At 71.5% G+C, this 21,211-nt stretch carries 18 protein-coding genes; 7 read left to right on the forward strand and 11 right to left on the reverse strand.

What is annotated here, in order from left to right; all coding sequences use genetic code 11:
* Positions 1-13: 13 nt before the first annotated feature.
* The 4 genes from ASG30_RS05710 to ASG30_RS05725 form a co-directional block, all read right to left on the reverse strand.
* Positions 14-808: a class I SAM-dependent methyltransferase gene (locus tag ASG30_RS05710; protein ID WP_055893904.1), complete on the reverse strand. Its 795-nt coding sequence runs from the start codon at positions 806-808 to the stop codon at positions 14-16.
* A gap of 43 nt (positions 809-851) precedes the next feature.
* Positions 852-2,021: a phospholipase A gene (locus tag ASG30_RS05715; protein WP_082521925.1), complete on the reverse strand. Its 1,170-nt coding sequence runs from the start codon at positions 2,019-2,021 to the stop codon at positions 852-854.
* Positions 2,022-2,111: 90 nt separating this feature from the next.
* Positions 2,112-2,534: a hypothetical protein gene (locus ASG30_RS05720; RefSeq protein ID WP_055893909.1), complete on the reverse strand. Its 423-nt coding sequence runs from the start codon at positions 2,532-2,534 to the stop codon at positions 2,112-2,114.
* 125 nt (positions 2,535-2,659) lie between these two features.
* Positions 2,660-4,744 (reverse strand): ATP-dependent helicase, encoded by a 2,085-nt coding sequence (locus ASG30_RS05725; protein ID WP_055893911.1) that lies wholly within the window; start codon positions 4,742-4,744, stop codon positions 2,660-2,662.
* 136 nt (positions 4,745-4,880) lie between these two features.
* On the opposite strand from ASG30_RS05725, the gene ASG30_RS05730 reads away from it, so the two are divergent.
* From ASG30_RS05730 to ASG30_RS05750, 5 genes are all read left to right on the forward strand, one after another.
* The gene (locus ASG30_RS05730) at positions 4,881-5,846 is read left to right on the forward strand and encodes an AEC family transporter (RefSeq protein ID WP_055893913.1); all 966 of its coding nucleotides are present in this window, start codon (positions 4,881-4,883) and stop codon (positions 5,844-5,846) included.
* A 146-nt stretch (positions 5,847-5,992) separates the two neighbouring features.
* Positions 5,993-6,628, forward strand: a complete 636-nt coding sequence (locus ASG30_RS05735) for a biliverdin-producing heme oxygenase (RefSeq protein ID WP_156385437.1) — start codon at positions 5,993-5,995, stop codon at positions 6,626-6,628.
* The gene (locus ASG30_RS05740; RefSeq protein WP_055893917.1) at positions 6,609-8,816 is read left to right on the forward strand and encodes an ATP-binding protein; all 2,208 of its coding nucleotides are present in this window, start codon (positions 6,609-6,611) and stop codon (positions 8,814-8,816) included. Before ASG30_RS05735 ends, ASG30_RS05740 begins: the two co-directional genes overlap by 20 nt.
* A gap of 35 nt (positions 8,817-8,851) precedes the next feature.
* A complete protein-coding gene (locus ASG30_RS05745; RefSeq protein ID WP_055893919.1) occupies positions 8,852-9,310 on the forward strand; it encodes a response regulator in 459 nt (152 codons plus the stop codon).
* Positions 9,303-11,267 carry a hybrid sensor histidine kinase/response regulator gene (locus ASG30_RS05750; protein ID WP_055893920.1) on the forward strand — a complete coding sequence of 655 codons (1,965 nt, stop codon included), beginning with the start codon at positions 9,303-9,305 and terminating at the stop codon, positions 11,265-11,267. Before ASG30_RS05745 ends, ASG30_RS05750 begins: the two co-directional genes overlap by 8 nt.
* Positions 11,268-11,455: 188 nt before the next feature.
* Here the strand turns inward: ASG30_RS05750 and ASG30_RS05755 are convergent, their stop codons facing one another.
* Both ASG30_RS05755 and ASG30_RS05760 read right to left on the reverse strand, forming a co-directional pair.
* Positions 11,456-11,758, reverse strand: coding sequence for a hypothetical protein (locus tag ASG30_RS05755; RefSeq protein WP_055893922.1), 303 nt, complete (start codon positions 11,756-11,758; stop codon positions 11,456-11,458).
* A 92-nt stretch (positions 11,759-11,850) separates the two neighbouring features.
* A complete protein-coding gene (locus ASG30_RS05760) occupies positions 11,851-13,035 on the reverse strand; it encodes a PGAP1-like alpha/beta domain-containing protein (RefSeq protein ID WP_055893924.1) in 1,185 nt (394 codons plus the stop codon).
* A gap of 228 nt (positions 13,036-13,263) precedes the next feature.
* Here ASG30_RS05760 and ASG30_RS05765 point away from each other — a divergent pair, with 228 nt between their 5' ends.
* Both ASG30_RS05765 and ASG30_RS05770 read left to right on the forward strand, forming a co-directional pair.
* Positions 13,264-13,578, forward strand: a complete 315-nt coding sequence (locus ASG30_RS05765) for a hypothetical protein (protein WP_055893926.1) — start codon at positions 13,264-13,266, stop codon at positions 13,576-13,578.
* 265 nt (positions 13,579-13,843) lie between these two features.
* Positions 13,844-14,857, forward strand: coding sequence for an asparaginase (locus ASG30_RS05770; protein WP_055893927.1), 1,014 nt, complete (start codon positions 13,844-13,846; stop codon positions 14,855-14,857).
* 813 nt (positions 14,858-15,670) lie between these two features.
* On the opposite strand, the gene ASG30_RS05775 is transcribed toward ASG30_RS05770, so the two are convergent.
* The 5 genes from ASG30_RS05775 to ASG30_RS05795 form a co-directional block, all read right to left on the reverse strand.
* Positions 15,671-16,819 (reverse strand): YeeE/YedE family protein, encoded by a 1,149-nt coding sequence (locus ASG30_RS05775; RefSeq protein WP_055893929.1) that lies wholly within the window; start codon positions 16,817-16,819, stop codon positions 15,671-15,673.
* A 90-nt stretch (positions 16,820-16,909) separates the two neighbouring features.
* On the reverse strand, positions 16,910-18,325 hold the full coding sequence (locus ASG30_RS05780; protein WP_055893931.1) for an enolase C-terminal domain-like protein: 1,416 nt from the start codon (positions 18,323-18,325) through the stop codon (positions 16,910-16,912).
* Positions 18,318-19,166 carry a sugar phosphate isomerase/epimerase family protein gene (locus ASG30_RS05785; RefSeq protein WP_055893933.1) on the reverse strand — a complete coding sequence of 283 codons (849 nt, stop codon included), beginning with the start codon at positions 19,164-19,166 and terminating at the stop codon, positions 18,318-18,320. The genes ASG30_RS05780 and ASG30_RS05785 overlap by 8 nt, the downstream gene beginning before the upstream one ends.
* Positions 19,163-20,689 (reverse strand): tripartite tricarboxylate transporter permease, encoded by a 1,527-nt coding sequence (locus ASG30_RS05790; protein ID WP_055893935.1) that lies wholly within the window; start codon positions 20,687-20,689, stop codon positions 19,163-19,165. The genes ASG30_RS05785 and ASG30_RS05790 overlap by 4 nt, the downstream gene beginning before the upstream one ends.
* On the reverse strand, positions 20,689-21,207 hold the full coding sequence (locus tag ASG30_RS05795) for a tripartite tricarboxylate transporter TctB family protein (protein WP_055893936.1): 519 nt from the start codon (positions 21,205-21,207) through the stop codon (positions 20,689-20,691). Before ASG30_RS05795 ends, ASG30_RS05790 begins: the two co-directional genes overlap by 1 nt.
* Between the last annotated feature and the right edge of the window lie 4 nt (positions 21,208-21,211).

Here is a 21,211-nt window from a genome sequence, read left to right on the forward strand (position 1 = left end):
CGGGCCCGGCCCTTCAAGCCGCCTCGGCGTCCACCACCACGGCCTGGGCGTGGCCGCGATAGGGATCGCCCCCTTGAGCGACCAGCGCCGCCGCCACGTCGTCGATCACCTTCTCCAGCGCCATGCCACGCTCGGTGATCAGGGCCGAGCGCGGCGTGCCACGGATCTGCCCTTGCGCGATGCGGCGCGGGTCGCCCTCGATGGGCAGGCGCCGCGTCTCGATCGCCCGCTCCCGCAAGCCGCTCGCGGCCAGCAGCGCCCGCAGCCCGTCCACGTCGGCCAGCGAATAGGGCGTGCGGAACTTCATCTGCGGATCGCCCGGGAACAGCGACTCGACCACCTGCGCATTGACCAGCGCATGCGGGTTCTGCTCGATCGCACTCCACACGTTGAACAGCAGGCGCCCGCCCGGGCGCAGCACGCGGCGGGCTTCGCGCAGGCCGCCCGCCGGATCGGGGAAGAACATCACGCCGAAGCCGCAGACCACCAGGTCGAAGGCGGCGGCCCCGAAAGGCAGCTGCATGGCATCGGCCACCTGCCAGTCGACCGCCAGGCCGGCGTGCCGCTTGCGCGCGTGGTCCAGCATCGCTGGCGCGAGGTCCGTCGCCACCAGCCGCGCACCCGGGGCGAGCCGTTCTCGCAGGCGCCGCGTGACGATGCCGGTGCCGCAGGCGATCTCCAGCACCTCGCCCGCGAAGCCGGCCGGCAACCGCTGCACCAGGTCGGCCGCGAACGGGTCGAACTGCACCGGGCCGATGTCCTCGTCGTAGAAGCGCGGGCCGGTGAAGGCCGCGGTGGGCTGGACCATGTCGATCTCCCTCGCGGGCAACGGCCCGCCCGCCGACTTTAGATCACCAGTCCACCAGGCTCAGCCCCACGCTGAACATCAGCCGGCTCCGGTTGAAGTCCAGCAGGCTGTCGCCGTAGCCGCTGAACAGCTGGGTGTGCAACTGCAGCCCGCCCGGTGCGCCGGTCTCCTTGTCCGTGAGGCTGCGGAACCACTCGAGCCGCACCGAGCCGCGCCCCGCGCTGCGCAGCGAATGCCGCGCCGTGACGGCCCACAGGTTGCCGCCGCCGGCCTGCCACTCGGCGCGCAGTTCCGCGCGCCCGATGTAGTCGGTGATGTTCGGGTTGTCATCGGTGCCGCCCTCGGGCAGGCGGCGCCAAAGGCGCGCGTGCAACTGCACCGGCCCGTGTTCCGCACCGACCATGAGGGTGGCGCGGTTCCAGCTGCGCGACAGCGGCAGCGACTGGCCGTTCGAATGGTGCGTGATGGCCAGGCCCGTGTAGCGCACGCGCCATTGGCCAGGCATGGCCGACTGCAGCGGCGCCACGTACACCACCTCGGGCTCGTGGTCGGTGCTGCGGAACGGTCGCGACAGTGCCGGCGTGAACAGCTGCCAGTAAGACTGCTGCGAGTAGCCGAACCACAGCGAGTCCCGCTTCTCCGGCGTGTCGACCAGCAGGCCCTGGGCGACCTTGGTCCGCACCGACAGCTGCAGCCGCAACTCGGTGGTGCGGAAGTCCTGGGACGTCAGCGCATTGTTGGTTTCGTTGCCTGACGTCGGCAGGCGGTTCACCCTGTTGGCGCCGACGAGCCCGAGGCTGATCGGCCGGTAGCCGCGGATGCCGAAGGTGCCGCAATCGGCGCCCGGCTCCAGCTCCCAGAAGCGCGACAGGTCCGAGTAGCGCGGATCACGGCAGCCTTCGCGGCGCGTGAGCCGCAGGCCCAGGCGGGTGCCGGGGGCGGAGACGACGGGCGGTTCCGCGGGCGCGGGTGCGGCGGCCACGGGCGGCGTGACAAGTGCGGGCGCCGTGGAGGTCGCGGGCGAGGGCGATGTGGCCGGTGCGTCGACCGTCGCGGCGGGCGCGCGCTGGCCCTCGGCCCAGCGGTCGAAGCAGGCGAGCCGCAGGGTCGCGTCGTTGTGGAGGGTGCAGGCCTGCCAGGCTTCTTGCGCATGCGCGCCGCCGGCGGCCACCAGGAGCCAGGCGAACGCCCGGCCGGAGAGGGGAATCGGCATCGGCCCGATGCTAGCGCGGGGCGGCGAGCGTCCGCCCGGGCTCAGCGGTGGTCTTGCATCAAGTTGTTCGCAGGGCCAGCGCGCGCCGGTTCAAGGCAGCTTGCGCAGCACGAACGGCAATGTTCCGTCCCAGCCCCCTTCGCGCCGCCCCCGGATCTCCTTGCCGCAGGAGCCGTCGACCACGTCGCCCAGCCACGTCGCGGTGATCCGCTGGCCGTCGGCCGATTCCTCCAGCGTGAACTCGCCTTCCTCCAGGTCGGCCGCGACCCGTGCGCGATGGCCATCGCGGTTGATCTCGCCGGAGAGGCTCTGCGCGTACTCGCGGTGCGGCTCCAGCAGCAGCGTGCCGCCGTGCGGCTGGCCCATGAACTCGGCGCGCCAGAGGCCGACGAGCTGCTGCGGGGTGACGTTGGTGGGGGTGGGGCACGGGTCGGTCGGTTCCGCGGCCGCGGCATTGAGGCAGAGGCCGAGCAGCAGCGCGGCCAAAACGCGTTGGAGGAAGGAGCCGGTCATGAGCCGCGCGTTATAGCAAGCCGCGCCGCCGCGCTGCGGTGGGTCCCCGCCTGCGCGGGGACGACGGCACGACTTCGACAAACGGCCGTCATTCCCGCGCAGGCGGGAATCCAGAGCTTGCGCGTTCAGGGCGTCCCCGCCGCCGCCGCTGCCGCAGACGCCGCCGCGGCATCCGCGCTCTTCTTGGCGAACTCGGCCCGCAACGCCTTGAGCTTCTCGCGCGGGTCTTCCTTCACCGTGGCCTTGTCCAGCGCCATCTCGGCGATGAAGCGGCTCGGCTGGGCCGCCACCATCTCGCGGCCCTTCTTGCGCCGTTTGGTCCAGCTCACCGCCAGCGACCGCTGCGCGCGGGTGATGCCCACGTACATCAGCCGCCGCTCCTCCTGCAGCCGCTGCAGGATGCTCTCGTTGGCCTGGCCCTTCTTGCCGTCGTCGTCATCGAGCTTGAAGGGCAGCATCCCTTCCACGCAGCCCACCAGCATCACGTGCGGCCACTCCAGGCCCTTGGACGCGTGCAGCGTGGACAGCGTCACCACGTTCTGGTCCTTCTCGCGCTCGCTGATGGTGGACAGCAGCGCGATGGTCTGCGCCACCTCCAGCAGGTTCTTCTTGTCGCTGGTGATGGAGACCCCGGCCGTGTCGTCGATCTGGCCGCCGCAGCGCTGCGCCATCCAGTCGCAGAACTCCATGACGTTGGTCCAGCGCGAAGCGGCGAGCTTTTCGCTCTCCTCGCTGTCGTACAGGTGCTTCTCGTAGCCGATGTCCTTGAGCCATTCGGTGAGGAACGCGCGCGCGTCCTCGGCGCCCTCGGTGCGCCGCGCGCGGAACTCCAGGTCGTTCACGTAGCGGCCGAACTCGTGCAGGCTGCCCACCGCCTTGGCCGGCAGCACCGAGCCGAGCGAGGACGAGAACAGGGCCGCGAACAGCGACAGCTTGTACTTGCCCGCGAACGTGCCCAGGTTCTGCAGCGTGGTGTGGCCGATGCCGCGCTTCGGGGTGGTGATCGAACGCAGGAAGGCGGGATCGTCGTCGTTGTTGACCCACAGGCGCAGCCACGCGCAAAGGTCGCGGATCTCGGCGCGGTCGAAGAAGCTCTGGCCGCCCGAGACCTTGTAGGGCACCTGCGCCTTTCGCAGCGCCTGCTCGAAGATGCGGGCCTGGTGGTTGGCGCGGTACAGCACGGCGAAGTCCTTCCACTCCTTGCCCATGCCGTTGGCGCGGATCGACTGGATGCGCGCCACCACGCGGTCGGCCTCGTGCTCCTCGTTGTCGCAGTCGACCACGCGCACCGGCTCGCCCTCGCCCAGCTCGGAGAACAGGGTCTTGGGGAACAGCTTGGGGTTGGGCTGGATGACGTTGTTGGCCGCCCGCAGGATGGCGCTGGTGGAGCGGTAGTTCTGCTCCAGCTTCACCACCTTCAGGTTGGGCCAGTCCTGCGGCAGGCGCCGCAGGTTGTCCAGCGTGGCGCCGCGCCAGCCGTAGATCGACTGGTCGTCGTCGCCCACCGCGGTGAAGCGGCCTTTGTCGCCCACCAGCAGCTTGAGCAGCTCGTACTGGGTGGCGTTGGTGTCCTGGTACTCGTCCACCAGCACGTGGCCCAGCAGCTCCTGCCACTTGCGGCGCACCGCCTCGTGGTCGCGCAGCAGCTTGAGCGGCAGGCTGATCAGGTCGTCGAAGTCCACGCTCTGGTAGGCGGTCAGGCGCTCTTCGTAGCGCGCCATGATGCGCGCCGTCACCCGCTCGTGGTCGTCCTTGGCCTGCGCCTCGGCCTGCGCGGCGTTCAGGCCCATGTTCTTCCACAGGCTGATGGCCCACTGCCACTGGCGCGCGGTGGCGGCGTCGGTGGTGCCGCCCGCGTCCTTCAGGATCGAGGTGACGTCGTCGCTGTCCAGGATGGAGAACTGCGCCTTCAGGCCCAGCGCCTCGCCGTCCTGCCTCAGCAGCCGCACGCCCAGCGCGTGGAAGGTGCAGATCACCACTTCCTTGGCCTCGCGCCCGATCAGCGACTTGGCCCGCTCGCGCATTTCGGCGGCGGCCTTGTTGGTGAAGGTGATGGCCAGGATGCGCTTGGCGGCCACGCCGGTCTGGATCAGCCGGCCGATCTTGTGCGTGATGACGCGCGTCTTGCCCGATCCGGCGCCCGCCAGCACCAGGCACGGCCCCTGCATGTAATTGACTGCTTCCTGCTGCGCGAGGTTGAGGCCGGACATCAAAGGTGGGTCTGCAAAGGGCGGCCGATGATACCGGCCGGGGCCGCGGGCCCCCCGGTCATATTGCCGGCCCGGGCGGCGGGAACGCGTCGCCGGCCGGCCCGAAGTCGCGTCCGCTGGCGCGACAATTCAGGCCGTGCTCGAGATCCTGAAGATCACCTTTCCCTTCTTCGCACTGGTGCTGTGCGGCTACCTGGCCGCCCGCAACCGCATGCTGCCCCTGGAGGCGATCGGCGGACTGAACACCTTCGTGCTCTATTTCGCGCTGCCGTGCATGCTCTACCGGTTCGGCGCCAGCACGCCCATCGGGCAGCTGCTGGACGCGGCGGCCTTCGCCGTCTACCTGCCCTGCGCGCTGCTGATGGTGGCCGGCACGGTCTACTTCAGCCTGAACGAGCGCATCCGCTGGAACGACGCGGCCTTCGGCGCGCTGGTCGCCGCCTTTCCCAACACCGGCTTCATGGGCGTGCCCCTGCTGGTGGCGTTGCTGGGCGCGCAGGCGGCCGGGCCGGCCATCCTCACCATCCTGATCGACCTGGTCATCACCTCTTCGCTGTGCATCGCCCTGTCGCGGCTGGACAGCGCGGACGAGCACGGCGCTCGCGAGGCGGCTCGCAAGGCGCTCAGGGGCATGGCCACCAACCCCATGCCCTGGTCCATCGCCCTGGGCGGGCTGTCGTCCTGGCTGGGCTTGCAGCCCATCCAGCCGGTGATGGCCACCCTTGGCCTGCTGGCCGACGCCGCCTCGCCGGTGGCGCTCTTCACCATCGGCGCCGTGCTGGCCCGCTCGCAGCGGCTGGCGGCGGCCGAGGAGCACGAGCCGCTGCCCTGGCGCGATTTCGTGCCGGTGGCCCTGGCCAAGCTGGTCGCTCATCCGCTGGTGGTGCTGGCCGCCGGCAGCGGCGCCATCGCGCTCGGGCTGGGCCTGGACCGGTTCGCGCTCACCGTCATGGTGCTGGTGGCCGCGCTGCCCAGCGCCAGCAACGTGTCGCTGCTGGCTGAACGGTTCGGCGCCGACAACGGGCGCATCGCCCGCATCATCCTGCTGACCACGGCCGCGGCCTTCCTGACCTTCTCCGGGGCGGTGGCCCTCCTGCGCTAGAGCTGGCCCCGGTCCCGCGTGAAACCGACGGCTTTTGTGGGAGCCGTCCTACACGGCGGCCGGAAGGCCTCTGGCATGCTCGGCCCGTCTCCGCGAGGGTGGCGTTCGCCGCTCCCTCATCTTCCCACCCCGACAACAACTCCCCGATGGCTGGTCCCCAGCAGTACACGACATCCATTGGCACGCCTGTGGCGGCCGCGAAAGACACCCTGGCCGCGCTGCGCGAGGCGACGGCAGGACACCATGCCCGCATCGAATGCCTGGTGGGCCTCGGCGGCCCGTTCGGCCGGGGCCACTACGGCCGCGTGCTGCAAGGCTTCGGCGCTTTCCTGCACGGCTGGGAGCCCGCAGTGGCCCGGGCCCTGCCTCGGCCGATGCTGCCGTGGTTCGCCCGCGGGCGCCGCGCGTTCCTGGTCGACCAGGACCTGGCCGCGCTGGGCCTGCCGGTGGTGGGCCCGCAGCTGGCGGTGGTGCCGGCGCTGGCCGATCGCGCCGAGGCGCTGGGCTCGCTCTACGTGATGGAAGGCTCGGCCCTGGGCGGGCAGCTGATCGCGGCCAGCCTGCGCCACCGGCTGGGCATCGACGCCGACAACGGCGGCGCCTATTTCAACGGCTGCGGCAGCGGCACCGCCGCGCGCTGGCGCGAGTACCGCGGGCTGGTCCAGGAGCACCTGGACGACGACGCCCGCGCCCGCGCCCGTGCGGTCGACGCCGCCGTGCGCACCTTCGAGGCCCTCATCGCGACCTTCGAGACCCTGCTGGATGAACGCGCCGCTGCCTGACCTGCTCCTGTGCGCGCAGGAGCCGATCCGGGTGCCGGGCGCGATCCAGCCGCACGGCTGGATGGCCGTGCTCTCGTCGCAGGGCAGGCTCGCGGCCTGGAGCGCCAACTGGCGCAATGCCGACCGCGCCGCCGAGGCCGCGGCCCTGGTGCGCGACCCGCTGGGCGCCCTGCAGGCCGGTGAAGGCCCGGCCGCGCTCGGCTGCATCGAGCTGGGCGGCACCGCGCTGGACGTGGCCGGCCACCGCAGCTGCGAGCTGACCGTGCTGGAGTTCGAGCCGGCCTCGAAGGAAACCGGCACGCAGGCCCCGATCTATTCGCTGGCCCGCCACTTCCTGCCCCAGCTGCAGAAGGCCGACTCGGTTCCGATGATGGCCACGCTCGCGGCGGCCGAGATCAAGCGCCTGACCGGCTTCGGCCGTTCCCTGGTCTACCGCTTCGACGAGGAAGGCCACGGCGAGGTGCTGGCCGAGGCGATCGATCCCGGCTACGACTCCTACGCCGGCCACCGCTTCCCGGCTTCGGACGTGCCGCCGCAGGCGCGCGAGCTGTACCTGCTCAACCACATCCGCCTGATCCCCGATGCCACCTACGAGCCGGTGCCGCTGGTGAGCGGCGACCCGGCCTGGGACGCGCGCGCGCTCGACCTGTCCCATGCGGGCCTGCGCAGCGTGTCGCCCGTGCACCTGGAGTACATGCGCAACATGGGCACGCTGGCGTCGATGTCCGTGTCCATCATGGTCCAGGGGCGCCTGTGGGGCCTGATCTCCTGCCACGACCACGCGCCTCGCCACCTGCCCTTCCAGACGCGGGCCGCCTGCGAGCACCTGGGCCGGCTGCTCTCCATGCAGATCGGCGCCCGCGAGGACACCACCGAGGTGGCCGCGCGCCTGGAGCTGCGCCAGCTGACGCTGAACATCGTCTCGCACCTGGCCGACGGCGACGCGACGCTGCATCGCATGGTGGCCGAGCCGGCCCCGCTGCTGCGCCTGGCCCAGGCCGGCGGCGCCGCGGTGCTGCTCGACGAGGACTGCTGGACCACCGGCGACACGCCCGACCGCGCCCAGATCGCCGCGCTGGCCAGGTGGATCGCCGCCAAGAACCGCGACGTCTGGAGCACCGACCGCCTGGCGGAGGACTACCCGCCGGCCGCCGAGTACGTCGCGCAGGCCTCGGGCGTGCTGGCGGTCTCCATCTCGCAGGTGCACCAGCACCTGGTGCTCTGGTTCCGCCCCGAGCGGGTGAGGACCATCCGCTGGGCCGGCGATCCGCGCAAGGAGCTGCGGGCCGCGGGCGGCCGCATCCATCCGCGCAAGAGCTTCGCCAGCTGGCAGGAGCAGGTGCGCGGCCGCTCGGCCCCCTGGTCCGCCGCGCAGGAAGGCGCGGCCGCCGAGCTGCGCCATGCGCTGATCGGCATCGTGCTGCGCCGCGCCGAGGAGATGGCCGAGGTGGCCACTGAACTGGGGCGCGTCAACAAGGAACTGGAAGCCTTCTCCTACACCGTGTCGCACGACCTGCGCGCGCCGATGCGCCACATCGCCGGCTACGTCGACCTGGTGCAGGACATGGAGGGCAAGCACCTGTCCGAGCGATCGATGCGCTACCTGTCGCACGTCAAGGAGGCGGCGGCCTATGCCGGCCACCTGGTCGACGCGCTGCTGGACTTCTCGCGCATGGGCCGCTCCGCGCTCAAGCGCGGGCGGGTGGAGACGCGCCTGCTGGTGGACGAGCTGATCACCGAGTTCAACCGGCAGGAGCAGGCCCGGCGCATCGGATGGACCATCGAGGACCCGCTGCCGTCGCTGTGGGCCGATCCCTTCCTGCTGCAGGTGGCCCTGCGCAACCTGCTGGGCAACGCCGTCAAGTACACCCGCAACCGGCCCCAGGCGCAGGTGCGCATCAGCCCCGTGCGCAACGCCGAGGGCGAGGGCCTGGAGATCACCGACAACGGGGTGGGCTTCCAGCAGAAGTACGTGGGCAAGCTGTTCGGCGTGTTCCAGCGCCTGCACCAGGCCGAGGATTTCGAGGGGACGGGCATCGGCCTGGCCAGCGTGCGGCGGATCGTCGAGCGCCACGGCGGCACCGTCTGGGCACGCGGAGAGCCGGACCAGGGGGCCGTGTTCGGCTTCACCCTGCCCCGGCAGAAGGCGGACCCCAAGCCGCGGGACACGGGCCGCGCGCGGCCCTAGAGGACTAAAACGAGGAAGAGGAAAGAGGACCCAAGATGCTCAAGCCGATCCTGCTGGTCGAAGACGACAAGCGAGACCTGGAACTGACGCTGGTGGCGCTGGAACGCAGCCAGCTCGCCAACGAGGTGATCGTGGTGCGCGATGGCGCCCAGGCCCTGGACTACCTGATGCGCGAAGGCGACTTCAGGAACCGCGAGGAAGGCAATCCCGCGGTCGTGCTGCTCGACCTGAAGCTGCCTAAGGTCAACGGCCTGGAAGTGCTGCAGCGGGTGCGCGGCACCTCCTGGCTGCGCAGCATGCCGGTCGTCATGCTCACGTCCTCCCAGGAGGAATCGGACGTGATCAAGAGCTACGAGCTGGGCGTCAACGCCTATGTGGTCAAGCCGGTCGAATTCAAGCAGTTCGTCTCGGCGATCGCGGACCTGGGGGTGTTCTGGGCCGTGCTGAACGAGCCCCCGCCGGGGTCGATGAAAGCCATCCGACGACATGAATGAGCACCTGCCGGAGAACGGTTCCCACGACAAGGCGTTCAAGGTCCTGCTGCTGGAGGATTCGCGGTTCGACGCCGAACTGCTGCGCGAGACCCTGCTCGCCTCCTACCCGCAGGCCTCGCTGGACATGGTGCGCGACGAAGACGGCTTCGCCGCGGCCCTGGCCGCGCACCGCTACGACCTGATCCTGTCGGACTTCGAGCTGCCCGGCTTCACGGGCGAGCAGGCGCTGGCGCAGGCCCGGGCGACCGATCCGCGGGTGCCCTTCATCTTCGTCTCCGGCGTGATCGGGGAGGACAACGCGGTGGAGATGCTCAAGCGCGGCGCCACCGACTACGTGAGCAAGAACCGGCTGGCGCGGCTGCCGCTGGTGATCGACCGCGCGCTGCGCGAGGTGGCGCAGCGCCAGGCGCGCGATGCCGCCCAGGTGATGCTGCGCGAGGCCAACGCGGTGTTCGGGCGGGTGGTCGACTCGCTGCGCAACTACGCCGTGATCCTGATGGACACGCGCGGCACCATCCGCTTCTGGAACCAGGCGGCGCGCGACATCTTCGGCTGGGACGACGACGACGTGGTCGGCCGCGGTGCCGAACTGCTGTTCACGCCGCGCGACCGCGAGTCCGGCGTGTTCCGCCAGGAGATGGCCCAGGCCCTGGCCGGCGGCAAGGCCGACGACAACCGCTGGATGCTGCGCAGCGACGGCCTGCACCTGTGGGCCGAGGGCGTGCTGATGCCGCTGTTCAACGACGCGCAGGAGCACAGCGGCTTTTGCAAGATCCTGCGCGACGCCACCGCCGACTACCGCGACGCCGAGGCGCTGCGCGCGGCCAAGGAGGAGGCCGAGCGCGCCAACCAGGCCAAGGACCGTTTCCTGGCGGTGCTGTCGCACGAGCTGCGCACGCCGCTGTCGCCCATCGCGACGGCCGCCCACCTGCTCGAGCGCACCGCCGCCATCCCGCCCAAGTACCAGCACCTGCTGCCGATGATCCAGCGCAACGTGGCGCTGGAGGCCCGCCTGATCGAGGACCTGCTGGACCTGACCGCGATCTCGGCCGGCAAGGTGAGCCTGCGGCCCAAGTCGGTCGACATGCACAACCTGGTGCGGGTGGTCCTGGACATGCTGGACGGCCAGGTCAAGGAGAAGAAGCTGGTGCCGGTGCTGGACCTGCGCGCGGCCTCCGCGCTGGTGATGGCCGACGAGGCGCGCATGCAGCAGGTGCTGTGGAACCTGCTGCGCAACGCGATCAAGTTCTCGCCCGAAGGCGGCCGCCTCGAGGTGCGCAGCCGACTCGAGGGCAGCTCCTTCGTCCTGGAGTGCACCGACCACGGCATCGGCATCGAGCCCGAGGCGCTGCCGCGGATCTTCAGCGCCTTCGAGCAGGCCGACCGCGAGGTGTCGCACCGCTTCGGCGGCCTGGGGCTGGGCCTGGCCATCGCGCGCGGCCTGGTCGCCGAGCACAAGGGCGAACTCACCGCGCACAGCGAGGGGCGGGGCCTGGGCGCGACCTTCCGCCTCAAGCTGCGCAGCCACGTGCCGGCCGAGACCGCGGACGACGGCACGCTGCCCGGGCTGGACGAGGAGGGGGGCGGCGGCTGGCGGCTGCTGCTGGTGGAAGACAACCAGGACGCGGCCGAAACCATCGTCATGTGCCTGGAAACCTACGGCTACCAGGTCACCCACGCGAGCACCTGCGCCGAGGCCGTGCGCACCGCGCGGCAGGAGCCGTTCGACATCGTGCTCACCGACCTGGGCCTGCCCGATGGCAGCGGCATCGACGTGGGGCGCGCGCTGAGCAAGTCGGTGCCGGTGGTGGCGCTTTCCGGCTACGGAGCCTCACCGGACCTGCAGCGGTCGGCGATGGCGGGCTTCGCGGGGCACCTGGTGAAGCCGGCGGAGCCGCAGGCGATCCATGCGGCGCTGCAGAAGGCGCTGGCGGGGCGCATGGCCAACGCGGGGTAGGCGGCGCCGCGAGCTTTCTTTGGACGTCATCCCCGCGAAGGCGGGGACCCAGGGCTTTCGGCAGTCCGCGAAAGCGGACGCACTGGATTCCCGCCTCCGCGGGAATGACGGCAGGGGGGCGCGCCGTGGCGGGCCCGGGTCATCACCGGGACGCGCCCCCGGATCTCCGGGACGCGGTCATCCCCGGATCACCGGTACGCGGTCAGCCGCGCCACCGCGTCCACATGCACCGACTTCAGCAGGTTGCGGCCGCGCCGCTCCTGCTCCGGGTCGGGCAGGTCCAGCATCTCGCGAACGGTGGGCAGCGGCTCTAGGCAGGTGCCCAGTGCGGTCTCCAGGGCGGCGAGGCCCTGGGTCTCCACCTCGGGGGAGCCGGTGCGCTCCAGGTGGTCCTTCAGGTCGCGCACCAGGCGGTGCAGGAAGAGTTTGGTGGCCTCGGGCAACAGCAGGTCGCCGTTCATCTGCTCCTGGGCGCGGGGAAGGTAGGACATCGCTGGATCTCCACTGTTTGCGGCCAGTGTGGGCCGCTCCCCGGGGTGCGCCTGTCAGCCGCGCACGCACAGGACTGTGCGCGCGCCACGATTCACGTCGACAGCCACTGGCGCATCTTCAGGAAGGCCGCTTCGCTGCGCAGCAGGCCGAAGTGGTCCACGCCCTGGATGACCCAGCGGTGTTCCGGCGGCAGCAGCAGGTCCAGGCCCGCGGTGGGATGGCGGCCCAGCGCGCTTTCGATCGTCACCAGGCCGTCGCCCAGCCCGTCGCCGATCGCCCCCGCGATCGCGTAAGCCGGCACGCCCGTGGGCAGGACCACCGGCGCGGGCGGCGAGGGCACGCCGGCGCGCGGCTCCTCTTCGGCTACACGCCCTTCCAGGAAGTCGCGCATGCCGGGACTGCGGCGCCGGCCCAGCCGTGCCAGGGGCGCGAGCGCGCCGACCGGCCCGAACCCCAGTCGGGTGAGCAGGTCGCCCGAGGGCGCGGCCCCCAGGTGCGGCGTGCCCAGGAACACCAGCTGGCGCACGTGGGCCGGCCATGCCATCCCGGCCCGTTGCGCCTGCTGCAGCGCGCTGCGAAGGACCAGCCCGCCCATGCCGTGGCCCAGCAGGGCCACGCCCTGCAGCGGCACGCGCCAGTGGGCCAGCAGCACCTCGAGTTCGGCCGCGAGTTCGCGCCCCGTGGCCGCCACGGGGCGGCCGCTGTTGTAGAGCGCGTAGACCGGCGTTGAGCCCAGCGCGTCGGCCAGGGCCTGGGCCTGGTCCTGCGGGCCCAGGTGCCAGTGCAGGTCGCTGCGGGCGATGTCGTGGACCAGCAGCAGCACGCGCGGCCGGGCTTCGGCGATGCGGGTGCGCAGCTCGAGGGGGATGGCCAGCGGGTTCTCGGTGCGGTGCAGGTGGTCCCCCAGCAGCGCGTTGAGCATCGCCACCGCGGCTTCGCGCGAGGGCATGGGCTCGGACGGAAGGCGTTCGCGCTGCGGGTCCAGCAGCCAGGCCTGGAACGAGGCGAGCACCAGGTCGAGCGCGCCGCCGGCCAGGTCGGTCGTGCCGCGCAGGCCGCGATAGACCAGCGCGCCCACGCCGCTGGTGGGCCGGCCGACGCGGGCGCCGCGCACCGGTGGCTCGACGCTGGCCACGCGCCCGTGCACCGACTCCACGTGGTCGAGCCCGCTGCGCACCGCGTCCACGATGAGCCGCATGCCGCCGCGCAGGTCGCGCAGGGCGTCGGCCGCCTGGCTGGGCCAGGCTTCCCGATGGGCGGATGACGGTTCTTTCATGCGGTGTGCGCCGGTGCTGTACCGGATGCTAGGCAGCCGCGGGACCACACGCCGTAGGAGGAAGGTGACAGAAGGCCGCGCTACGTGGCCCTCGTGCAGCCGAGGTTGGTCCCCACAGGGGCCGCCGCCGCGTTCCTACAGTCCGGTACAGGGGTGGCCACCACAATTTTCGGCAGGGATGCGGCGTGCCGCTTCTCATGACTCATCAATCTTTCGGGAGTATTCGACATGATCAAGACCACCCTCACCGCCGCCCTCGTCTCCGCCGCCGCGCTGGGCCTGACCGCCTGCGACGTGCAGAAGACCCAGGAAGGCAACGTCAACCTGCCCAAGTACGACGTCTCCAAGACGCAGGAAGGCAGCGCCCAGCTGCCCAAGTACGACGTGAAGGGCCCGGACGTGAACGTCTCGTCCACCGAGAAGCAGGTGACCGTTCCCAACGTCGACGTGAACGCCGAGAAGAAGACCATCGAAGTTCCGAAGGTCACCGTGACCACGCCGAAGGAAAAGGAACAGCAGGCGAACGCGGGCGCGAAGCAGTAAGCGGACGCACTGGATTCCCGCCTCCGCGGGAATGACGCAGAGGGGTTGGCCTGCCAGGTGTCGATCGCCCGGGCGCCATCGTCCCTCGACGGGGGCGCCGAGGCGAGGGCGCGGGCCAGCCAGCCGCGCGCCTCGGCCGGATCGATCACCGCATCGATCTCCAGCGTCTGCGCCATCCGCAGCGCCTGGCCTTGCTCGCAGTGCCGCGCCAGAAGCTGCTCGAGAGCGCTTCGCGGGCCGGCGCTCCGGGCCGCGACAATGGGCCATGGACCCGCTCGTTCCCCTCATCGACACCTTCCGCGGCGGCACGCTGGAGTGCCGGCACTTCGGCGCCGTCGCGGTGACCGACACCCAGGGCCGCGTGCTGGCGCATGCGGGCGATCCGCACTGGCTCACCTTCACCCGCTCGACACTCAAGGCGCTCCAGGCGCTGCCCTTCGTGCAGGGCGGCGGCCCGGCGAAGTTCGGCTTCAGCGACCGGCAGCTGGCCATGCTCTGCGCCAGCCACAACGGCGAGGCGCAGCACGTCGAGGTGGTGCAGGGCATGCTGGAGCGGGTCGGGCTCGACCACCGCGCGCTGCAGTGCGGCTGCCATGTGCCGATGTACGTGGAGCTTGGCGTCGGCCCCGCGCCCGCGCCCGGCAGCTTCGACGAGCGCCACCACAACTGCAGCGGCAAGCACTCGGGCTTCCTCGCGTGGTGCGTGCAGCACGGGGAGCCGGTCGAACGCTACCTGGAGACGGGGCACCCGTTGCAGCAGGCGATCCGCCGCGATGTCGCGCGGGCCGCGGGCGTCGCGCCCGAGCATTTGAAGGCGGGCACCGATGGTTGCTCGGCGCCGAACTACGCGATGCCTTTGTCGAACCTGGCGCGGGCTTATGCGCGGCTGGCCAGCGGGGAGCGCGATCCGGAGTTCGGCTCGAGCTTCGCGGCCTTGTCGCGGGCGATGACGGCGCATCCGGACCTGGTGTCGGGGACGGGGCGCAACGACCTGGCCTTCATGCAGGTGGGGCGAGGGGATTGGGTCACCAAGGTGGGCGCGGATGGCGTGCAGGCCGTGGGCAGCGTCAGCCGCGGACAGGCGTTCGCGATCAAGGTGATCGATGGGAACAAGACCGCGCTGTATGCGGCGACGGTGGAGGTGCTGGACCAGCTGGGGTGGCTGGATGAGCGGCAGCGGGAAGAGCTGCGACCCTGGCGGGCGGCGGAGATCGCGAGCGTGTTGGGGGCGGTGGTGGGGGAGAGGAGGGCGGGGTTTCGGTTGGCGGGTGGGGTTTAGGCTCGCTCGAGCGCCTGCGCCCGCGCGGCAGGCGGTGCCTGGCCCGGGCTCATGGTGGGCCGGTTGCTCGCTGCACTCGCAACTCGCAGGGCATTCCGCGGCCCGGCCTGCGCNCGTTCAGACAGCTGCCGCGAGTCAGTTGTTCATTTCAAGCTCGCCTGCGGCTCGCAACGGCCGGGCCGCGGAAAGCCCGGCTCGTCCCACAAATCGCCCGGGCCAGGCACCGCCTGCCGCGTGGAGACAGGGTGCGGGGGTGGGCAGGGATCGACTAAGCCGTGCTGCTCGCTTCGGCTCCGGGGCGCCCCCACCCTGCCCTCCCCCGGAGGGGGAGGGAAAAGACAAGGGCTCCGGACCGAGACACGCACAACGAGCAGCGGCTATTCCTCCCTCCCCCTCCGGGGGAGGGTTGGGGTGGGGGCGGTGGCGGTGGAGAGCGCAGCGTGAGACTCCCTGGGCCCTGCCAACGAATCACCTCTGCCTCCAGCGGCAGGGGGTCCCCGGCGGGGGGCGATTTCTGTGCCGAGCGTCGCGCAGTGGTGCGGGCCCTGCGAGCCCGCGGCAAGCGGGCGCAGCTCGTCGATCAACCACTGACTCGCGGAAACTGTCTGAACGGAGCGGTGCGCAGCAGCGCGGAGTGAGTTTTTTCCGCGAGGGCCCGCACCACTCAAGCGATGCGCGCAGCAAAGCGAAGCGTCAGCGAGCTCGGAGAGGCACAGCATGAGCCCCCCGCCGGGGACCCCCTGCCGCAGGCAACGAACAGCAATGCGCCATTGACCAAGCTGCCGCAGGCAACGGAAGCTAGAAAAGAACTACTCAGGCCGCGCGGACCGCCGCCGGTTCGCCTTGCGCGCGACCGTCCGAGCGTGCCTGCCACTTCAACACCAGCACCGTCCCCACGACCATCCCCACGATCGCCAACACCGACCCCGTGGACAACAGCGCAGCCCCCGTCACGCCATTCCCCACCGAGCACCCCAGCGCCGTCACACCCCCGAACCCCATCAGCGCCCCACCCACCACGCTGTGCCGCAACTCGCGCACGGTGGCGAACGATTCGACCTGGTACTCCCCGCGCCAGCGCGCGCTGGCGTGGCTGCCCAGCACGATGCCCAGCGACAGCATCACGCCGAAGGTGGCGACCGTGTTCTTGTCCGTCCACAGCGTGAGCAGGTCCAGCGCATTGGCCAGCGGCGCCACGAACGACAGGCCCTCGGGCCGCTTGCCCTGCGTGCCCAGCCAGGCCGGGTCCAGCGTCTCGGGATGCTCGGCCACGAAGCCGACGCGACCGGTCAGGTAGAACGCCAGCGCGAGCACCAGGCCCACGCCGAGCCCACCGGCCCACGCGGCCGCATCGAGCTGGCGCCGCGCGCGCCAGGCGAACAACGCGGTGCCCGCGACCAGCAGCGCGGTGAGCGCCGCGCGCACGAGGCCGGCCGGCGTGGCCAGGGCGCCGCCCAGCAGCGAACCCAGGTCCTGCGGGTGCGACAGCGTGACCGACAGGCTGTCGAACAGGCCCACGCGCGGCACGGCGAGGATGCCGCGCAGCGTCATGACGGCCACGACGGCGATCACGAGCAGCGTGACCCCGGCGGTGAGATCGCCCGCACCGGCCTTGACCAGGCAGCGTTGCGGGCAGCCCGGCGCCAGCATCATCCCGATGCCGAACAGCAGGCCGCCGGCCAGCGCCGAGAACCAGAGCAGGCGCTCATTCCAGGCCAGCGTGCGGCCGGCGTCGAACAGGCCCAGGCCGATCATCGACTGCAGCAGCACCGCACCGACCGCGATGGCCAGCACCCAGGAAAAGAGCCGCGCCGGCCCCTGGAAGGTCACCCAGTCGGCGATGCCGCCGCGCACGCAGAACCGCGTGGACTGCGCCACCGCGCCCAGCAGCAGGCCCAGGGGCAGGGCGCCCCAGACCACGGCACGGGTCAGGAACGCGAGGGTTTCGGGCGTGGCATTCATCTCGGGGGGCACTGCGTGGGGGAGGGCGGACGATGATAAACGCCGCGCTGTCGGCGAGCCTCGGGGCCCGCCGATGGCCGCGAAGGCCGATCAGCCGCCAAGCGGCTTCATCGCCGCGAAGTCCGGCATCGCGCCGCTGGCAAAGCCGGGACCGGCCAGCGAGCCCAGGGCCAGCCGCCCGTCGCGCAGGCGCAGCCGCACCGCGCCGTGGCTGTGCTCGTACAGGTCGGGATGCGCCTGCAAGAAGCGCTGCTGCTCCGCCTGCGGCACCGCGGCCAGGCCGTCGACGTAGTGGTGGCCATTGCGCTCCACGTGCCGGATGCCCAGCAGGTTCACCAGGGCCAGGTCCTGCTGCACCGACAGGCCGGCCTGGGTGGTCAGGTCCTCGGCCGACATGAAGAACGCTTCGCGTCCCAGCTCGCGGTTCCAGCGCGTGCAGCGGGCGGCGTTCAGCAGCGACTTGTAGAAGCCCTTGCAGGTCTTGGACGAGACGCCGCTGTAGCCGCGCTCGCGCGCCTGCACGAACGAGTCGAGCTCGCCGTCCGATTCGTCCACGATGACCGGCTTGCCCAGGTCGGTGCCGCGCAGGTCCTCCTGCAGCGCCAGCTTGCGGGCGATGGGCTGTTCGATGAAGCGCACCGACGACCACAGGCGCGCCAGCGCGGGGGTGGCGCGCACGGCCGCGACCAGTTCGGCCACGCCGGCGGCCGAGGTGTACTGCTCGTTGCCGTCCAGCGAAACGAAGTACGCCTGCGGGCTGCGGTCCAGCACCGCCGCGATGGCGCGCAGCCGCTCCAGGTCGGCTGCGACCTGGCCGCCCACCTTGAGCTTGAACCAGCGGTGGCCGTAGGTGGCGATCACCTCCTCCAGCGTCTCGGGCAGGCCGTCGTCCACGCGCTGCGACAGGTCCTGCGCCGTGATGGCATCGACCAGGCCCACGGTGTGGCGGGCCTCGATGTCGCCCTGGGGCGAGAGGCCGGAGAGGAAGGCCTCCAGGTCCAGGCCCTCGAACTCGCGCCGGCCCGCGCCGATGCCCGCCAGGGGGCCGCGCACCGCTTCGTAAAACGACACGCCCTGCAGCCGGCAGGCCGCGTCGAGCACGGCACGATCGAGCAGCGCGGGGCCGTAACTGGCCAGCAGCGGATTGAAGCCCTGCGCGGCGGACGCGGCCTGGTGAGCGTCGTGGTGCCGCGCGAAGTGGCCGAAGGCCGAAGCCGGCGCGGCATCGGACAGGTAGGCGTCGCGCGCCAGCCGCAGCACCTGCCGCAGCTGGTCGAAGTTGTCCTCGTTGGACAGCTGCAGGTTCTTGTCGAACCACTTGGGCGCCATCAGTTCGGCCGCGGCGCCCCAGCCGGAGCGGCCGTCCGCCGTCTCGACCCGCGCGCGCACGAAGGCCTGCGGGCATTCGGTCAGCGTCACCACGCCGAAGCGGAAGGGCAGCCGCAGCCGCACCGGCCGCTCGTACAGCTCGATCTCGCGCAGCTTGACCCGCATCGCTTCAGCCATGGCCGATCCCCTGCAGCACGCCGCGCAGGTAGCCGATGGCCCGGGCCGCGCAGCCCGGCCCGTCGGGCACGTAGTCGAAGGGCTCGACGGCGATCGTGTCGCCATAGTGGCCCTGGCGCTGCATCTCGCGCAGCGTGCGCAGGATGGGCGCGAAGTCCATCGCGCCCTGGCCGGGGCCGCGCCGGTTGGGGTCGTTCACCTGCACGTGGGCGATGTGGCCGGTGGGCATCCAGCGTGCCATCAGCTCGTGCACCGGCTCCTGCTCGGCCTGGCCGGCGGCGCTGCAGTCGATCATGGTCTTGAACGCAGGGCTGCCGATCTCCTGGACCATGCGCGCCGCCTCGGCCACCGTGTTGACGAAGTCGGTCTCGTTGCGTGACAGCGGCTCCAGGCAGTAGGTGACGCCGCAGGCCTCGGCCCGCCGCGCGGCGCGTTGCAAGACCTCGCGTGCGCGCTCCCAGGCCTGCTCGCGCGTGGCGCCCGCGGGCACCGAGCGCTGGCGCGGCGAGCCGTGCACCAGGTAGCGGCCGCCCATGGCGGCGCACAGTCCCACCAGCCGCTCCATCACGGCGGCGGTGCGGCCGCGCAGCACCGCGTCATCGGAGACGATCGACAGGCCCGGAGGCGCCACCAGCAGCCAGTGCAGGCCGGTGATCGCCAGCCCGTGGTCGGCGGCGGTGCGGTGGAACTGCTGCGCCTGCGCGTCGGTGATGCGCAGCGGGTCCTCGGCCAGCGTGAAGGGCGCCACCTCCAGCCCGTCGTAGCCCAGGGCCGCCGCCAGCTTGCACTGCTGCTCGAACGGCAGCGGCTGCAGCACCTCGTTGCACAGCGCGATCTTCATCGCGGCTGCCTCCGCAGGAGGCCCCACACCCGGGTGTTGATCGCCCGCACGCGCCGGTTGAACCCCGGCACGTACATCAGCATGGTGAACACGGTGACGGCGGCGAGCAGCGCGCAGATGGGCCGGGTGAAGAAGGGCGTCAGGTCGCCGTTGCTCAGCGTGAGGCCCCGGCGCAGGCTCTTGTCCAGGATGTCGCCGAGCACGATGCCCAGCACGAAAGGCGGGATCGGGTAGTTCAGCCGCCGCAGCACGAAGCCGCACACGCCGATGAACAGCATGATGTAGACGTCGAAGAGGCGCGAGGCGATGGCGAACGAGCCGACGGTGCACAGCACCATGATGACCGGCATGATGATGGTGCGCGGGATGCGGATGATGGCCAGCAGCGGCCGCACCAGGAACAGGCCGAAGAACAGCATCGCCAGCGTGGCCAGCAGCGTCATGGCCACCACGTCGAACACGAACTGCGGCTGGTTCACCATCAGCATCGGGCCCGGCTGCACGCCGTGGATGATCATCGCGGCCATCAGCACGGCCGACGGCGCCGAGCCCGGGATCGCCAGCGCCAGCGCCGGGATGATGCCGCCGGGGATCGATGCGTTGTCGCCGGTCTCGGCGGCCATCAGCCCCTCGACCGAGCCCTTGCCGAACTGCTCCTTCTCGCGGCTGGCGCGGCGCGCGGCGGCATAGGACGACCAGGCCGCCATGTCCTCGCCCACGCCCGGCAGGATGCCGATGTAGACGCCGATCACGCCCGACCGCAGGATGGTGCGCCAGTACTGGACCACGTCGCGGATGCGCGGGATCACCGAGTCGGCGCTGTTCACCATCGCCTTGCGGATGGGCTCGGAGAGCACGGTGAGGATCTCCGCCAGCCCGAAGGCGCCGATCAGCGCCGGGATCAAGGAGAGCCCGCCGGACAGCTCGGGCACGCCGAAGGTGAAGCGGTCGTGCGCGTGCATGCCGTCCTGGCCGATCAGCGTGAGGAACAGCCCCGCGAAGCCCATCAGCCAGCCCTTGACCGGGTCGCTGCCGGCGATGGTGCCGGACATCATCACGCCGAACAGCGCCAGCCAGAAGAACTCGAAGGCGCCGAAGGACAGCGCCATCTCGCCCAGCGCCGGCGTGAGCAGCGCCAGGCAGAGGATGCCGAACAGCGACCCGGCGACCGAGCCGCAGGTGGCGATGCCCATGGCGCGGCCGGCCTGGCCCTTGAGCGCGAGCTGGTAGCCGTCCAGGCACGCGGCCGCGTTGGCCGCGGTGCCGGGGATGTTCAGCAGGATGGCCGTGCGGCTGCCGCCGTAGATGGCGCCGACGTACGCGCAGATCAGGATCAGGATGGCGTCGTTGGGCGGCATCTGGATCGTCAGCGTGGTCAGCAGCGCGATCGCCAGCGTGGCCGACAGCCCCGGCATGCAGCCCACGAGGATGCCCACCAGCGTGGCCCCGAGCGCGTACACCAGCGGCCAGAAGGTGAAGAACGCCGCCAGCGAGCGGCCCAGCGCGTACAGGCCGTCCAGCATCAGGGCAACCGCACGAGGAAGACGTGCTGGAACAGCATCGCGATGCCCACGCCGGCGAACAGCGCGACGGCCGCCGCCAGCGCGAGGCCGCGGCCGACCTGGCCGGCCGCGCGGCGCTCGGGCCACTGCAGCAGGGCGATGTGCAGGAACAGGTACGCCGGCGCCGCCACCCAGAACGGCAGCCCGTGGCCCACCAGCCCGGCCGCGAAGCCGATGCACAGCACCAGCGTGATGCCGGCGCGGCGCCAGTCGAGCGAGGCCTCGGGATCGGTGCCGCCTTCCGGGGTGAGCGCGCCGCGCCGCAGCGAGCGCAGCACGATCGCCAGCGCCGTCAGCGTGATGAGCACGCCTAGGATGCCGGGCACCAGGCCGGGCGCGGCGAACGGCGGCACGCCCTGCTTGTCGAGCCGGTCCATGTTCCAGGCGCCGACGGCGATGGCCACGCCGATCACGGCCCACACGCCGCCGGACACGAGGTCCGAGCGCGGCGAGGGCAGCCTTTCCTGCGGAGCGTCCATCCCG

The sequence above is a fragment of the Ramlibacter sp. Leaf400 genome (assembly GCF_001424545.1).
Taxonomy (GTDB): domain Bacteria; phylum Pseudomonadota; class Gammaproteobacteria; order Burkholderiales; family Burkholderiaceae_C; genus Ramlibacter.